Origin of the sequence: Mucilaginibacter sp. OK098 (genome assembly GCF_900142915.1) — a bacterium.
Classification (GTDB): domain Bacteria; phylum Bacteroidota; class Bacteroidia; order Sphingobacteriales; family Sphingobacteriaceae; genus Mucilaginibacter.
This window is the reverse complement of the sequence record NZ_FRCM01000003.1, coordinates 559,802-575,992: the sequence shown is the minus strand read 5'-3', so window position 1 is coordinate 575,992 and position 16,191 is coordinate 559,802. Positions and strand designations below refer to the sequence as shown.

Sequence of the window (16,191 nt, the reverse complement as noted above, 5' to 3'; positions counted from 1 at the left end):
ATAGTTCCGGTTTCACGGAACGTTATGATGTGTATAAGTAGTCCAGCCAAGAAAGCCGAGATCCCCACCCGGAAGTCCATATGGGTCATCAAGATTTCTGATATATGAGGTTTCAGTTGTATGATAATGCCTGTCTGCAATTTCAATTCCTGGCCATACTGTAGCTCCGTTAGGCGAGCATGATTGTCCGCAACTTGGATGCGACGTACCCTGATAAAGCCCATATTGATAATTGTACCCGGTAAGCAATCTGCTATTGCTTGCGGTATAAACAGAAGGGTCGCCCTGTATGGTTGCAATATTTGCAGCGTAGGTAAAACCGGTAAGGGAATATTGAAAATGTGTACAATCATTATGACTGCCACAGATCTCATTGTCCATTGAGCCATCTGCTGCAATAACAAGCGGGAGCATATTTTTTATAATGGTTAAACCATTTTGGTAAACAGTCTGGCTGTCTTCAAAAATACCAATAGCCATTTTTGCATAACCTGAAGATACATCCCAGTTATTGTTATAATGCTGGTCGGCAACATGATTAATATACTGATCTTTTAGCCGGTTTAAAAAGGTGGTAAACTGGGTGTTCTCTGCAGTGGTCCAGCCGGCGCCCTGCCCGCTGGCAGGGATATAAAACTTAATAATTTCGGCTGCTGCCGTAAATGTTGGCGCTGCCCATGATGCTTCGAGAGTAGCCTGAGCGGCATTACCGCTGCTAACGCTCATAGTTCTGAAGGCATTTGCCCAGCCGTCCAAAATTTGTTTAACCGTAGTAGCGTATGAAGCAGTGCCTGTTTTGGCCCAGCGTAGTGCCAGCGCGTAAGCTAACAAGGCATCGCCTTTGAAACTTATTTCATCAGGAGTGGTAACACCCCCGGCAACAACCACATTGCTTTTATATTGGCCGCTTGGCGAGTGGCTGTTACAATAAACAAGTACCGTGTTGGTGTAATCGGTATAGCGCTGAGTTGAAGTGTTGTTAGCTTCGCCGGCAATAAAATCCAGGCTTGCCTGGGTGTTCAGGATGCCGGGATGTATAAAACCGGTTGCATCAGTTTTTAATTTTGTTGATGTTTTCTCGCTACCTGGAGCAGGCTGGTCTGCAGCCTCTTTTTTTGTACAGTTTATCAGAAATACCGAAATTAAAAACACAGCGGTAACTGCACTGATAAAATAATTAAACCTTTGCTTTCTCATAATTAATATTGGTTAATTTTTGGTTAATAATGGTTTTTCGAATGTGATACTATTGTGCCCGTATTTGCCGCTCTTTTTTTAACCCTGCTGAAGTGCCTTTTAAAAGGAGAAGCGGTCTTACAAATCGGTAATATGTTCATCAAATACAAAAAATCATAAAGTAAATATACTGTAAGTTATTGATTACTAACAAGATATAAATCAACTGATACGCTTTGTGCGCAAGGTGATAAAGCGATAGAAAAGTATTTGTAGAGCGGAATCGGTTTAAATTTTTTTTAAAAATTTTTCTTTTGATACGCTTGCCGCACATTTTACTTTAAAGAAATCAAACCTGTTTTGCTTCGCACTGTAATATTTGCCTTTAGTTGGGGTAATGGGTTAAAAATCCATCATAAAATGAGGATAAATAATTCGCAATTGATTATATTTGATAGGTATAAACCAGTTCTCAGTAAATATTTTAGTCTCCAAACTAATCCCCTTTCAAATAAGATTGGAAACAATATTATTGTGTTTTTGAGACAGCCATATTACTAACACCGGTACCATAAGCAGTATGAAAATTTGAACTAACCGCTACCTGAATTGAAGAAGTTATTATTGTTTATATACTATTTGTGCTTTGCCGTGTTTTCCTTGCATGCGCAGCCTATACTGAGGATCGATAAAAGTGTTCAGCAACACAAATTTACGCTGAATGAGATTGAGTACCTGGAAGACAACACCAACCGCTTAACTTTTTCTGACATTAAAAAGCTCCGTTCCGGGTTCCAAAAAAATCAGACTTATTACCCCCGGAACAATAACCATGAGTATACTTACTGGTTTCGTGTTAACGTTCGTTTTACCGAGTCAATGAGCATTAACAATAGCATTATAGAGCTCTTTGATCAAACAACGGACGAGGTAAAGGCTTATCTGCCCGAGGCAGGCGGAAATTATACTGAAAGTATTTCAGGTGCTAATCATGACTTTAGCAGCAGGCTTTATCATCACAAAAACTTTGAATTTTTAATAAAAGACAGCCAAAAAGGAGATTACACTTATTATTTTAAAGTAAAGTCGCATAACGTGGTTAACGTAATTATTGTATACCGCACAATGGACTACTTTGTTCATTACGCCCTGAATGAGTACCTAACCTTTGGCCTGTTTTATGGAATGATCCTGATTTTTTGTTTCCATAACCTGTTGATGTTTTTTGCTGTTAAAAAGAAACAATACTTATACTACGTATTCTACATTTTAAGTATTGGCCTATATGAAATGAGCGCAGATGGTATAGCATTTCAATACCTATGGCCCGGCTACCCGATGTTTAATCATTATGGTAATGGTATTGCACTTTATCTTGCAAGTATTTTTGCCTTGATCTTTAGTAAAGAGCTGTTACAGGTTAAACAAAGAGCCCCCCGGTTTTACTGGCTTATTAATTATGTAATTGCAGTACGGACAGCTTACTTTTTATATTGCCTGTTTTTTAACAAATCGCTGTTTGCTTACAAGTTTGTAGATATCATCCCTTTATCCATAGCGTTTATTACCGGTGTGTATATCTATAAAAACGGATTCAAATCAGCAAGGTTTTTCGTCCTTGCTTATTCCATTCTGTTTCTTGGGTTTACGGTAAAGGCGCTTAGTGCCCTGGGGTATACCTATTTTCTTCCTGCTCCGGTTAGTTATTACAGCCTTAGCCTTTGTTTTGTTGTTGAAATGATTTTACTATCATTTGCTATTGGCGACCAGGTGCGCATATTAAGAAAAGAAAAGGATGACGCCCGCGAACAAACCATTTATCAAATGGAGCTTAACAACAGCCTTAAAGATTCTATCAACCGGGAGCTTGAGCAACAGGTAAATGTAAGGACCCGGGAGTTGGTTGAGAAATCAGACGAAGTACAGGATCAAAAAGAGATCATAGAAAGACAAAACAGGATCTTATTGATCGTAAACCAGCAACTGGAACAACAGGCAGGCGAGATTTCAAGGATGAACGTATTGCTTGAGAAAGATAATGTGCAGCTGAAAACAAATATTGAGAAAGTTACGGAGTCGAGAGCTTTATCAACAGAATTAAACTTTGAAGAGTTTAGTGCAAAATACCCCGACCAGGAAACCTGTTTCAGGTTTTTATCTGCTCTAAAATGGAAAGATGGCTTTACATGTACCCGCTGTGAAAATAGTACCTATTGCGCCGGACGACTCCCGCACAGCCGCAGGTGTACAAAATGCAGTTATGAAGAATCGGCCCTGCATAATACAATTTTTCAAAACAACCGTATCCCGATAAATAAAGCTTTTTATTTAACATACCTCATTTACAGTACCAACGGTACCATATCCTCCCACCAGCTTTCTGAAAAACTGAATATCAGGCAAAGCACGTGCTGGGCCTATGCCATCCGCATTAGGAAAGTGATGCAGGATAAGAGAAGATCCAGGAAAAAAAGCCACGAGCAGGGGTGGAGCACTTTAGTGATGTAATCAGATCCACGCTTCCTTGCCTGTTAGAAGATACTCTTAACCCGCCTAAATCTCTTGCGAATAAGAGTAACTTTGACTGTAAGATATTTAAATAGATCTTACAACTCCCTTAATTGACAAACTTTTCCTCAATTATTAATTGAGCTCAGGTTAATAACGTATACTTTGACGCGAACTTCGATTGATCAGATGATCTCACAACATGAAAAAAGCAATAATTTTCGGCGCAAACGGATTTATCGGATCCTGTCTGCTACTTGATCTCCTGGACAATAAGGATTACGAACAGGTAAGCGTTGTAGTTAGAAAGACGCTTGGTATTAATCACCCGAAATTAAAAGAGCTAATCGCTGATTACCACACCCTGCACATGTTAAAAGAGCAGATCGACGCAGATGAAATTTTTATCACGATCAGAACTACCAGGGAAAAGACGCCCGATAGAGATCAATATTATCAGATTGATCATGACTACCCGGTGGAGGCTGCTAAAATCGCCATGGAGGCTGGTGCAAAATCAGTGTTCATGGTAACTGCGGTTGGCGCTAATGCAAATTCCGGTGTTTTTTATATCAGAACCAAAGGGGAGACGGAACGGGACATTATTTCGCTAAATTTTGAGTATACCTGCATTTTTCGCCCGTCAATGATTATGGGAGAGCGGAAGGAAAGTAGAAGATTTGAAAAAATACTTATTAAAGTTTGGGCTTTTATTAATCCGCTTATAATAGGTGAGTCACTAAAAAAATACCGTGGCATAACTGGTCAGGACATTGCAACAGCAATGATGAATGCCGCAAAAAACCAAAAAGAAAAAGTAAAAATATTTCACTGGCAGGAAATGACTGGTCTGCTGAAGTAATTATAGCCCAAAATCCCCGCAATTGGCACATATTATAGCCTTTAACAGGTGTATAATTCATCCCAAAAAGCTCAAAATCCGGGTAGATGATCTGCTAATTCCTTACAAATTTACCCTGTTTCTTATTAAGCATGCCCATTGCTTATTTTATACTCCTGCCCACCAATTTTTTCTCATTTTTTTTCCATCTTTTTTTATTGTTCAACAAGCGTATCAGCTGGAAAAACGGATAAGATGTATGTTAGCCTAAATGCCGTTAGAACAGCTATTTAGCTAGTTTGCCTCTCGCGATCAAAACGTATCAAAACAAACTTAAGTTGCTTATTTTCAGTTATTTATAAGAATAAACCATTTGCAATTGTCATTTATTCCACATTAAATTTACAGGGCAATTATTATTCAAAAACCATTTTAACTAAAAGGGCTGACAATGAGGTAACCGCTTTGATCGCAGCAGTATGATCTGCGCAGGCATGGAGCAAACCAGGTTTGCTGTTTGCAAATTTCGGCAGCCTGGCTGCTTAACTAATTAAACGATAATTGAATTATGAAGAAAAAAATTACGCTAATTTTTGCTTTTCTAATAACAACGCTAACAATATCCTTTGCACAGGATATTACTGTAAAAGGTGTTGTTAAAGACGGCCAGGGGTTATCCATGCCTGGTGTAACTGTAAAAAATAAATCAACCGGGGCCGCAACGGTAACTGACCTTAAGGGTAACTACACAATTACAGCATCAGGTAATGCAACCCTGGTTTTTAGCTTTGTTGGTTATACAACACAGGAGCAACCGGTAAACGGCCATACTATAATTGATATTTCACTGGCTGAGTCAAACAAGCAACTTGATGAAGTTGTAGTTATAGGTTACGGCACACGTGCTGTTAAAGATGTTACCGGCGCTATTACCAGTGTAAAAGCCGCGAAGTTTGAAAACGATAACCCAACCAGTGTAACTGACATCCTAAAAGGAAGTATTCCTGGTATTGTGGTTAGTTTAAATACATCTGCCAAAGGCGGTGGTGTAGGCGATCTGCAAATCCGCGGCCGGGCGTCTCTGTCAGGCAGTTACCAGCCTGTAATTGTTTTAGACGGGGTTATCTATCCCGGCCAGCTGGCTGATATCAACCCAAATGATGTTGACAGGATGGATGTGTTACGCGATCCGAGTGCGCTTGCCGTATACGGAGCACAGTCTGCCGGTGGCGTGGTTGCAATTACCACAAAAAAGGGTAAAAAGGGCGCACCGCAAATTGTGCTGAATGCCAATTTTGGGATTGCCCAGCTGTTGCAAAACCAGGCATACTACCAGGGCACAGCTTTCCTTAACTGGCGTGCCGACGGGGCAAGGAGCTCAAACACTTCTAACCCATATTACTATTACAGCAATCCGTCTAACCTGCCTGCGGGTATAACCGTTCAACAATTTTTGAATGGAGCTACCGGCGACCCAACTACGGTTTGGCTTCAGCGGTTAGGGCTGTTCCCGAACGAAATAGCCAACTACCAGGCTGGGAAAGTAACTGATTGGTCTAAATTAATTTTCAGGAACGGTTTTCGCCAGGATTATACAGCAAGCATGTCCGGCCGTTCGGATAATACCAGCTATTACATGTCTGGCAACTATACAAAAAATCAAAACCTGATAAAGGGCGGCGATTATACCGATGGCCGCTTCAGGGTAAATTTAGAAGGCAAGGTGGCTAAGTTCTTAACCGTTGGCGTTAATGCCCAGTTTGCCAGCAGGAATGAAGGCGATTCAAGTACACCGCTAAGCGGCCAGGCAATAGATGGCCACGAAGCCGACTGGACACAGATCATCAATTCATCACCTTATGGCAATGTTTATAATGCGGATGGATCATTACGCCGGATTGATACTGATGATAGCGGGTTAAACCAGCGCAACCCTTTCCTTGGCGCGCAATATAACAGTAACGTGGCAATTCAGAACACGTTGTTCTCCAATCTTTTTGCACGTGTTGACCTTCCGTTCGGCATTAAGTACAATTTGAATTTTTCTCCCACCATTGAGTCTTACCGCAACTTTTTCTTCCGGCCTGTAGCTAACCCCAATGAACTGTCAGGTGGTACCGCTATCCGCACTATGGAAAATCGTTACAGGTATAATATTGATAACGTGTTAAGCTGGAACAAAACCTTTGGGATCCACAATTTTGATGCAACCTTCCTGCTCAATAGAGAAAAGTACCAAACCTGGTATACAAGCACATCAAATACCCAGTTTAGCCCGAGCGATGTTTTAGGCTATCATAATATTGGTGCCGGTACTTTGCCTGTAGAAAGCAGCGATGACCGTATTTATACTGCCGACGCATTAATGGGCCGTATAAACTATACCCTGTTAGGGAGATATATTTTAACCGCTACCGTTCGCCGCGATGGTTATTCGCCATTTGGTTTAGAGCATCCGCGCGCTGTATATCCTACCGCAGCAGCTGCCTGGATTTTTAGCGATGAAAAATTCACGAAAGGTGATTCTTTCAAATGGCTCGACTTTGGTAAGCTGCGTTTTGGCTATGGTGCAAATGGCAACCGTTTATCTACCGGTACTGCCGACCCAAGCATCGCACTGGCATTATTAAGCACGCCTAAGTACCCTACAATAACCCCATCTGGTACTGTAGTTAATAACAGCGCCATTTATGTTAGCTCGCTGCAGAACAACAACCTTAAGTGGGAACGCACAACAGGAGCTAATATTGGTTTGGACTTTGCCATTTTGAATAACAGGCTCAGCGGATCGATAGATGTTTACAACCGTAAAACTACCGACATGCTTGTTCAGCGCAGCATACTTGATATACAGGGCTTTAATTCTTCAAATGATATACCCGGCGGCTCAAATAATTCAAGTGTTTACACCAACATTGGTGAGGTAAATAATAAAGGAATGGAAATTTCGCTTGAAGGAAAGATCTACAAGAGCGAAAACTTTAACTGGAATGCTTCAGGAACTTTCTTCTTTAACCGCAATAAGATAGTTCATCTTTATGGCGCCTTCCCTGTTACTGGTGCCAATGGCGTTACCACCAATGTGGAGAAGGACGATATCGGTAACGGGTGGTTTATTGGTAAAGATATCAATGCTGTTTGGGACTATAAGATCCTGGGTGTATGGCAAACAGCCGAGGCTACAGAAGCTGCAAAATACGGTGCTAAACCCGGCGATTTTAAATTGCAGGATGTGAACGGTGATTTTAAGTTTACCAATGATGATAAACAATTTCTTGGCACTACCAATCCCCGTTTTAACTGGTCGTTACGTAATGAATTCAATTTCCTGAAAAACTTTGATCTTGCTTTTATGCTGGTATCAAGTATGGGCCAGTTAAGGCAGTATAATGAAGCCCTGAACAACCCGGGCAGCGTAGGTTTTTCAAGGATGAACTCGTACGTTTTACCGTACTGGACACCTGATAACCAAATAAATGATTATGCACGCCTTAATTCCGGTTCATCGGGTACAACCATCAATGTTTGGCGCAAGGCATCATTTGTAAGGTTGCAAACTGCCTCCCTGGGTTATACTTTCAGCAAAAAGCTGATCAAACCACTTGGCATCTCAAGTGCAAAAGTATTCATCAATGCAACCAATGCCTATGTCTTTTCAAGCTGGCCTTTGTGGGATCCGCAAAACAACGGTCCTACACCTAGGTATTTAGCAGCAGGATTTAACGTGGTTTTTTAAAAGGAAAGATTTAATATGAAAAAGATAAATAAAAATATCATAGCAGGTTTTACGGCGGCTACCATATTTATAATGGGAGGATGCACAAAACGAAGCGAGCTTTATCCGCAGGCCCCTTCAAAATTTACACCTGATGTAACGCTTACCACCCCCGCGGCATTCATGAACGCACTAGCAGCACTAAACATTAGTGTCCGGTTTGAATATTTTGGTGATTCCGCACCATTGCTTACAGAGTCGATTTTTACCGACGCGGCTGTTGAAGGTACAACGGATAAAACTACACCGGCCCAGGATCTGAACGCCAGGATAACGCCAACAGCTAACCTTAACAGCAACGATTATAACAAGATAGGCCAATACTGGAGCGCATGGTGGCAGGGCATTCATAGTGCTAACGTAATCCTGTCGAGGCTTAATAACGCTACCTGGAGCTCTGATGTCCAGAAAAACCAGGTAAAGGCCGCCGCTTTATTTCACAGGGCTTATCGTTACTATCGCCTGGTACATGAGTTTGGCGATGTGCCATTGGTGCTTAAGGAGGAAACGAGTGTAAATACGGCATATTTTACCACCCAGCGAATGGTGATACTTAAGCAAATAAAAACCGACCTTGAATTTGCCGTGGCTAACTTAACAGATGCCAATAATAAAGGCGATATATCAAAAGGCGGAGCAGCTCACTTATTAACAAAGGTTGATCTTGCACTTGGTTTATTTGATGATGCCATTACAGCCGCGTCAAGTGTTATTAATGGCCCCTATCACCTGATGACCAGCCGTTTTGGTATTGTTGCAAACGACGCCACCAGGAATGTGATCTGGGATCTTCATCGCCCGGAAAATAAATCCCTGGCATCAAATTCCGAGGCACTGTACGTGGTAATTGACCGGGAAACGCTTGATGGCGCCACGCCAAACGGATCGCAAGTGATGCGAAATTGTGTCCCTATGTGGCATAATGGTACAATACTTACCCCCGGCGCCCTTAAACCCGGGATCTCTGACAAGGTTACCGAAGAGTTTCCGCTTACCCTATGGTATGGCAGGGGGATAGGCCGGTTACGCGGTACACCGTATGCAACCAAATACATCTGGACGGACAATACCGATTTAAGGCATGCCCCCGGTAACTGGATGAATATGACCGACCTGGTTTACAACAGCCCAGCCCTAAAAACAGGCGATCCTGCCTGGTATGGCAAACACCTGGAGCAGTATACAGCCGCCAATGTAAACCAAAGGTTTTTAAACGGGGCGAAAGATACCATCCGTACCTGGTTTGGCTGGCCTCATTATAAAGTGTTTATTGGCTCAGGACCGATAGCAATAGATAAGTGGTGGAGCCCGCCACGCGGTACCAATACAGATTGGTATGTTTTCAGGCTGGCTGAAACGTACTTGTTACGCGCCGAAGCTTATTTATGGAAGGGCCAAAATGCATTGGCAATGGCTGATATTAACCAGGTGCGGGCCCGGGCAAATGCACAATTGTTAACCAACCCGGCACTTGTTAACATCGGTACTGTGCTTGATGAGCGCCAGCGTGAGCTATATTGGGAAGAGCCGCGTAAAACAGAGCTTACCCGCATAGCATACATATTTGCGCAAACGGGAATAGCGGCATATAACGGAAAAAGTTATAACACAGCCAGTTTCTCGACCGATAACTTCTTTTATGACAGGATTATGGAAAAGAACGATTTTTATAAGAATCCGAATGTTGTTACAAATTCGGGAAACCATTTTACCATTTCTCCTTACCATGTTTTGTGGCCAATCCCCCAAAATGAGATCGACTTAAATGTAAACGGGCATATCAATCAAAATAAAGGATATTCCGGTTCAGCAAGTAATATTCCGCCACTTGACAAGGTAGTTCCATAATTGAAAAAACAAAAACTACAAGTAAAGCAGGCATTGATCATTGATCAATGCCTGCTTTTTTTGAATCTTTCCCGTTAGGGATATCGTTATTACATATAGAATCTTTTTAACCCTGAAAGGCTTCTTGCCTTCTTTTAGTACTTAAAATATTATTATAGCCGTTTTAAATACTAAATCTTCCGTTTCGTTCCATATTAGTTGTTTCCGTAAATATAATTCATGATGTTTATATAAATAATGTATGCCCATCTTTGCCCGTCTTCTTTAGAAAGTGCCGATGCTGGGAACTGCCGGGAAAGAGCCGGACTATCATATGATTGCAGCAAAGAAAAATGGATTGAATGACAAATGGGCAAGAATAATCGGTATCCCGGTTATTGTTATTTTATTGCTGCTTACGAGGGATAGTGCCATAAAAGGTGAGAATTATAAAATTTTAATTTTCAACATAGCAAAAGATTTTGTTTATGTAATAAGCTACTGGGAATGCAGTCGCTTTATATTTCTTTATATGCGCAACAAATTTCCGCATTTAAAAGAAACAGCAAAAAGAATAGCCATTCAAAGCCTGGCAATTTCCCTGTTTATTTTATTTGCGACCTGTGTTATTGCGTCCATCAATTATTATTATCCTACCGGAGAAAAAGAAGATTTTTTATCAGAGTTTTACGATATACTTGAAAAAAGTTTGGTTTTGTTGGGGATCATAACGGTTCTTTATGAATGCGCTTATTTTTTCGGGCGCTGGGAGCATAGCCTTTATGAGTCGGAGCGTTTAAAAAAGGAAAACCTGATCTCGCAGTTAGAATTGCTTAAAAACCAGATCAGTCCGCATTTTTTATTTAATAGCTTAAATGCGCTGATCACTTTAGTCCCCGAAGATCCTAAATTATCAGTACTGTTTATTCAGCGGCTTTCCAATGTATACCGGCATGTTTTAAATTACAATGAAAGAAATGTTATTGACCTGGAAACAGAATTAAAATTCCTGGATGATTATATATTTTTGAATAAAATGCGTTTCGGTGAAAATTTAAACGTTATTTACCAGCTCCCTGAAAACCTGGCGCAAATAAAAGTGATTCCGTTTACCTTACAAATACTTGTTGAAAATGCTATCAAACATAATATTGTATCGGGTAAAAAACCACTTGTTATTACCATCAGTAAGACCGGGAGTTTTATTGTAGTAAAAAATAATTTACAAATAAAGACCTCAGGCGTAGAGTCTACTAACACCGGATTGCAGAATATTACCAACAGGTATGAATTACTTACCAATAAAAAGGTTGAAGTTGTGGCTGATTCCGCAAGTTTCAGCGTATCCCTTCCGCTTATTTATGATAGTGATTATTTATGAAAGTACTGATTATTGAGGATGAGGCGCCGGCGGCGCGCCGGTTGCAGTTGTTATTAGAGAGTTATGATCCTTCCATCCGGGTTATAAGCGTTATTGACAGCATAGAAGATGCTGTGCAGTGGCTAAAGGATTTTCCTCACCCGGAACTGATATTTATGGACATTATGCTTGCGGATGGGCAGTCATTTGAAATATTTGAACAGGTACAAGTAAATGTTCCCATCATATTTACTACCGCGTATGACGAATATGCTATCCGGGCCTTTAAAGTAAACAGCATTGACTATCTGTTAAAGCCTATAGAGCCGTTGTTACTTGAATCATCCCTAAAAAAATACAAAACCCTGGCGCCATCGCCCGAAAAATTAAAGGAAGTGATGGAATCGTTACTGGTAACCAATTATAGGAACCGGCAACCCCAATCCGAATTTAAAAACAGGTTTCTTGTTAAAGTCGGCGACAAGTTTATCCCTGTTCCAATCTCAGAAGTAGCTTATTTCAGCTTTGAAGATAAGCTCACCTTTTTAAATACCACCGCAGCAAAAAGATATATGCTGGATCATACATTGGATGAACTTGAAAAACTGATTGATCCACAACTGTTTTTCAGGCTTAACAGGCAATATATAGTTTCTTTTCCCGCTATTAAGGCCGTTCATAATTATTTTAACGGCAAGCTAAAAGTTTATGTAACTCCTGAACTTTCTACCGGTATCGTTGTCAGCAAAGACAAATCGCATTATTTAAAATTGTGGCTCAACAGGTAAACAACTTGTTCTATAAGAGTACTGTTATTCCTGAACTTTTTGACCGTCCATTCTTTACTTTCCAAATAAATAAATCTCCAGGTATACTCTTATCGCAACCTCTGCAGGGATAGATCTTTCAAAGATCTACCAAATTCCATATGGGTAAAACTCCGGTTCATAAGCATTTATCTCCGCTTCATTCGTATTCAATGATTTTTTAGTGTCCCAAAAACTATCATTGTTTCAATAAAAACTTAACGCTTAAAATTATTTAGAAAATGAAAGCTAAAATCAGCACTTATTTACTCCCTATCCTGGCAATGTTAATATTGGGAGCTTTCCAGGTACAGCATTCAGAAACTCTAATCGGATCGTGGAAGCTGAAAAGCCTTACAGCGCAATATCCTAAAACGATGATGGGTAAATCAAAATCTGCGGCTGAAGCTGACATTAAGGATCTTACCGGCCGGCTAAAGAAAACAACATTTGTTTTTAGTAAAGATGGCTATTTATCGTATTTGGGGCATAAAGGAAAATGGGTAATGAGCAATGATGGTAAAACGGTAGACTTTATAGACGACGCCAAAGAGAAAACAGTTGCCACAATTATCAAATTATCCCCGGATCAATTAATATTTACGAGGGTAGATGATGGAATTACCCAAACCTTTTGCCTGGCTAAATATGTAAAGGAAATTCATTAGAAGAAATTCCTGCCAATCCAACCCAATCTCATATTAATAAGCGCTCTTCAACACTTTAGATCACAAAAAATGCTCAAATCAATCAACCTGGTTGCCGTTTTCTTTTTCCTTTTACCGGGCTTGTCCCTGGCACAGCAAAAGAAGCATATAACAATTTCAGGAACCATAAAAGACAAAGCGACCGGAGAAACCCTGCCCGGCGCAACCGTAAGTTTCCTGCAGTTACTGGGAGTTGGTGTTTCTGCCAATTCCTATGGCTTTTATTCAGTCAGCGTTCCCGAAGGCAGTTATACCCTATTGGCAACCTATACAGGTTACAGCACCGAGACATTGCATATTGAATTAAAGGCGAACCTGCAGCAAAATATCAGCCTGGAAGCCTCATCAAACCAGTTAAAAGAAGTTAAGATCAGCAGCAGCAACTCATCACGAAGCAATAATATTTTAGTATCACCTGTGGGTGCGCAAAAATTAACTGTTTCTGACATCAGGAATGTACCCGTGTTATTAGGAGAAAAAGATATTTTAAAAACGATCCAGCTGTTGCCCGGAATTGTAGCTGCGGGTGATGGGAAATCCGGATTTTTTGTACGTGGTGGTGATGCAGATCAAAACCTGATCCTGCTGGATGAAGCAACCGTATACAATGCGTCGCACCTGCTCGGTTTCTTCTCCGTGTTCAATTCAGACGCTATTAAAGATATCCAGATCTATAAAAGCGGCATGCCTGCTGATTACGGTGGCCGGCTATCCTCGGTAGAAGATATTCATATGAACGATGGTAATAACCGAAAATTTGGTATGAGTGGCGGTATTGGCCTTATTGCATCGAGGCTAACTGTTGAAGGGCCGCTTTTTGATCATAAAGGATCATTTATTGTGAGTGCCAGGAGAACCTATGCCGACTTATTTACAAAGCTGGTACCCGACACAAATGTTAAAAAAACTGTACTGTATTTTTATGATTTCAATTTAAAAGGGAACTACCAGGTTAATAAAAACAACCGTATTTTTTTGTCTGGTTATTTTGGGAAAGATTACCTGCAGATCAGGAACGCCGATGGCATTAATTATGGCAATTCAACAGCAACTTTCAGATGGAACCATATATTTAACAACAACCTTTTCTCCAATACATCCCTGATTTATAATAATTTTAATTATAATACTACCTATAAAAGTAACATCAACAACATCACGGTTGCCTCGGCCATTACTGATTATCACATCAAACAGGATTTCAGTTATTATCTTAACTCTACCAACAAGCTGGATGTGGGCCTTGAAAGTATTTTCCACCTTACACAGCCTGGAGCCGCAGTAACCAGCCAAACCTCCAAGTATAATAGCGTGGTGCTGCAAAAAAAGTATAGCCTTGAAAGCGCTGCTTACGTTTCGCACGAATGGACAGCAACGGATAAATTAAAAATAACTTATGGATTACGGGTGAGTGACCTGGCGGTGCTGGGACCTGGAAACTTTTATACCTATGACGCCGCAGGAGGTATTACCAGTAACAATTATTACAGCGGCGGAAAAATTGTAAAAAACTATATTAACCCCGAGCCCCGTTTTGCAGCAAGTTATCAGCTTAATGACAGCAGCTCGATAAAGCTGTCATATGACCGGAATGTTCAGAACATTCACTTGTTGAATAATTCAACCGCTACGTCTCCAACCAATGTTTACCTGCCAAGTTCAAATGTGGTAAAGCCCGAAATTGCAGACCAGGTAGCTATGGGGTATTACCGCACTTTTCATCAGAATGGCATTGAGTTCAGCTCGGAAATTTATTATAAAACCCTGCAGAACCAAATCGATTATAAAAACGGCGCCAACCTGGTTGGTAATGAAAACGTAGAGGCCGACCTGTTATTTGGAACAGGGCGTGCTTATGGATGGGAAACCTATATTAAAAAGAAATATGGCAGGCTAACCGGCTGGATAAGTTATACCCTTTCTAAATCTGAAAGGAAAATAAACGGGATCAATAACAACAATTATTATCCCGCATCACAGGATCAAACACATCACCTTTCTGTAGTTGGTTTATACCAGGCCAGTAAAAAGTGGACATTTTCTGCAGACTTTGTTTACAGCACCGGGAGCCCTATTACCTGGCCCGATGGAAAATTCCCAGTAGACGGATCTCCTGTGTATGATTACGGTAATAGGAACAGTCAGCGGCTTTCTTCCTATAACCGGCTTGACCTTGGCGCCACCCTTACGGTAAAGAAAACGAGAAAAGTAGAAAGCAGCTGGAACTTTTCTATCTACAATGTTTATGGCCAGTCAAACCCATATACGATTGTTTTCCAGGCAGACCCTGCAAATATGAATAAGACCCAAGTGCAGCAAACCACACTTTTTAAAATGGTTCCGTCAGTTACTTACAACTTTAAATTTTAATAAGATGAAAAATATACCAGCATTCTTAATAGTATTTACCATTATTATTACTTTTTCCGCCTGCACTAAAACCATCACACCTTCGCTTAATAATTCAACCCGGTTGGTAATTGAAGGAGCGGTTAGTGACACGGCGGGCCCATACCATGTCAGCATTTCAAAAACGGCCAATTTTTATTCTGATAATGTTTATCCAGCAGTTTCCGGTGCTACAGTAGTAATAACAGATGTTACCACAAACATAACAGATGTTTTAACAGAAGCCGCTCAGGGAGATTATGTTACCCATGCCATTGTAGGTAAACCGGGTGATACCTACCAGATGAAGGTAATGCTTGATGGTAAAACGTATACAGCAACATCAACGATGCCGAATCCTGTTTTGCTGGATTCTGTGACAGTTGACTATGAGGTATCAAATAACATCAGGCCAACTGCAAATTACCAGGACCCTGCAAATCAGAAAAATTATTACAAATACTCCATGCAAAAAAACGGGATCCATGTAAACCATTTTCAAACCTTTGATGACCGGTTATCGAACGGAAGATATATTAGGGATAACCTGGATTGTGATACCGGCACCTTTCATCATGGTGATATGGTAAAGGTTAGTTTAGTTGGTCTTGACGCCGGTGCGTTTAATTTTTTAAAAGAAGCGGAAGATGTAGCCTATAATAATAGCAACCTGGTGGCCCCGGCAACACCAACATCAAATATAACCGGGGGCTGTATAGGCTACTTCAGCGCACAAACAGTAAGCAGTAAAACTACTGTTATAAAGCACTTTTGAAGTTTATCAGAATCTGCAGCTTTATTAT

At 40.7% G+C, this 16,191-nt stretch carries 10 protein-coding genes; 9 read left to right on the top strand and 1 reads right to left on the bottom strand.

The genetic code is table 11. The features are described 5' to 3' along the window. Nucleotides 1–12: 12 nt before the first annotated feature. Nucleotides 13–1,197: an alginate lyase family protein gene (locus BUE31_RS12680; protein WP_073403929.1), complete on the bottom strand. Its 1,185-nt coding sequence runs from the start codon at nucleotides 1,195–1,197 to the stop codon at nucleotides 13–15. Between the two features lie 588 nt (nucleotides 1,198–1,785). On the opposite strand from BUE31_RS12680, the gene BUE31_RS12675 reads away from it, so the two are divergent. The 9 genes from BUE31_RS12675 to BUE31_RS12635 all read left to right on the top strand — a co-directional run bounded on the left by BUE31_RS12675 (nucleotide 1,786) and on the right by BUE31_RS12635 (nucleotide 16,163). Next, nucleotides 1,786–3,684 carry a 7TM diverse intracellular signaling domain-containing protein gene (locus BUE31_RS12675; protein WP_073403927.1) on the top strand — a complete coding sequence of 633 codons (1,899 nt, stop codon included), beginning with the start codon at nucleotides 1,786–1,788 and terminating at the stop codon, nucleotides 3,682–3,684. Nucleotides 3,685–3,886: 202 nt separating this feature from the next. Then, a complete protein-coding gene (locus tag BUE31_RS12670; protein ID WP_073403925.1) occupies nucleotides 3,887–4,546 on the top strand; it encodes an NAD-dependent epimerase/dehydratase family protein in 660 nt (219 codons plus the stop codon). Nucleotides 4,547–5,093: 547 nt separating this feature from the next. Beyond that, on the top strand, nucleotides 5,094–8,261 hold the full coding sequence (locus BUE31_RS12665; RefSeq protein WP_073403923.1) for a SusC/RagA family TonB-linked outer membrane protein: 3,168 nt from the start codon (nucleotides 5,094–5,096) through the stop codon (nucleotides 8,259–8,261). A 15-nt stretch (nucleotides 8,262–8,276) separates the two neighbouring features. After that, the gene (locus BUE31_RS12660) at nucleotides 8,277–10,148 is read left to right on the top strand and encodes a RagB/SusD family nutrient uptake outer membrane protein (protein WP_073403921.1); all 1,872 of its coding nucleotides are present in this window, start codon (nucleotides 8,277–8,279) and stop codon (nucleotides 10,146–10,148) included. Between the two features lie 277 nt (nucleotides 10,149–10,425). After that, the gene (locus tag BUE31_RS12655; protein WP_083619798.1) at nucleotides 10,426–11,508 is read left to right on the top strand and encodes a sensor histidine kinase; all 1,083 of its coding nucleotides are present in this window, start codon (nucleotides 10,426–10,428) and stop codon (nucleotides 11,506–11,508) included. After that, nucleotides 11,505–12,275: a LytR/AlgR family response regulator transcription factor gene (locus BUE31_RS12650; protein WP_073403919.1), complete on the top strand. Its 771-nt coding sequence runs from the start codon at nucleotides 11,505–11,507 to the stop codon at nucleotides 12,273–12,275. The genes BUE31_RS12655 and BUE31_RS12650 overlap by 4 nt, the downstream gene beginning before the upstream one ends. A 260-nt stretch (nucleotides 12,276–12,535) precedes the next feature. Beyond that, nucleotides 12,536–12,961 (top strand): hypothetical protein, encoded by a 426-nt coding sequence (locus BUE31_RS12645; RefSeq protein WP_073403917.1) that lies wholly within the window; start codon nucleotides 12,536–12,538, stop codon nucleotides 12,959–12,961. 69 nt (nucleotides 12,962–13,030) lie between these two features. After that, on the top strand, nucleotides 13,031–15,370 hold the full coding sequence (locus tag BUE31_RS12640; RefSeq protein ID WP_073403915.1) for a TonB-dependent receptor: 2,340 nt from the start codon (nucleotides 13,031–13,033) through the stop codon (nucleotides 15,368–15,370). Nucleotides 15,371–15,374: 4 nt separating this feature from the next. After that, nucleotides 15,375–16,163, top strand: a complete 789-nt coding sequence (locus BUE31_RS12635; protein ID WP_073403913.1) for a DUF4249 domain-containing protein — start codon at nucleotides 15,375–15,377, stop codon at nucleotides 16,161–16,163. The last annotated feature ends 28 nt before the right edge of the window (nucleotides 16,164–16,191 follow it).

What these genes read in the sequence shown, in the direction of transcription:
- BUE31_RS12680 (WP_073403929.1), bottom strand. Translation starts at nt 1,197, where the DNA reads ATGAGAAAGCAAAGGTTTAATTATTTTATCAGTGCAGTTACCGCTGTG.
- BUE31_RS12670 (WP_073403925.1), top strand. Translation starts at nt 3,887, where the DNA reads ATGAAAAAAGCAATAATTTTCGGCGCAAACGGATTTATCGGATCCTGT.
- BUE31_RS12665 (WP_073403923.1), top strand. Translation starts at nt 5,094, where the DNA reads ATGAAGAAAAAAATTACGCTAATTTTTGCTTTTCTAATAACAACGCTA.
- BUE31_RS12660 (WP_073403921.1), top strand. Translation starts at nt 8,277, where the DNA reads ATGAAAAAGATAAATAAAAATATCATAGCAGGTTTTACGGCGGCTACC.
- BUE31_RS12655 (WP_083619798.1), top strand. Translation starts at nt 10,426, where the DNA reads ATGCTGGGAACTGCCGGGAAAGAGCCGGACTATCATATGATTGCAGCA.
- BUE31_RS12650 (WP_073403919.1), top strand. Translation starts at nt 11,505, where the DNA reads ATGAAAGTACTGATTATTGAGGATGAGGCGCCGGCGGCGCGCCGGTTG.
- BUE31_RS12645 (WP_073403917.1), top strand. Translation starts at nt 12,536, where the DNA reads ATGAAAGCTAAAATCAGCACTTATTTACTCCCTATCCTGGCAATGTTA.
- BUE31_RS12640 (WP_073403915.1), top strand. Translation starts at nt 13,031, where the DNA reads ATGCTCAAATCAATCAACCTGGTTGCCGTTTTCTTTTTCCTTTTACCG.
- BUE31_RS12635 (WP_073403913.1), top strand. Translation starts at nt 15,375, where the DNA reads ATGAAAAATATACCAGCATTCTTAATAGTATTTACCATTATTATTACT.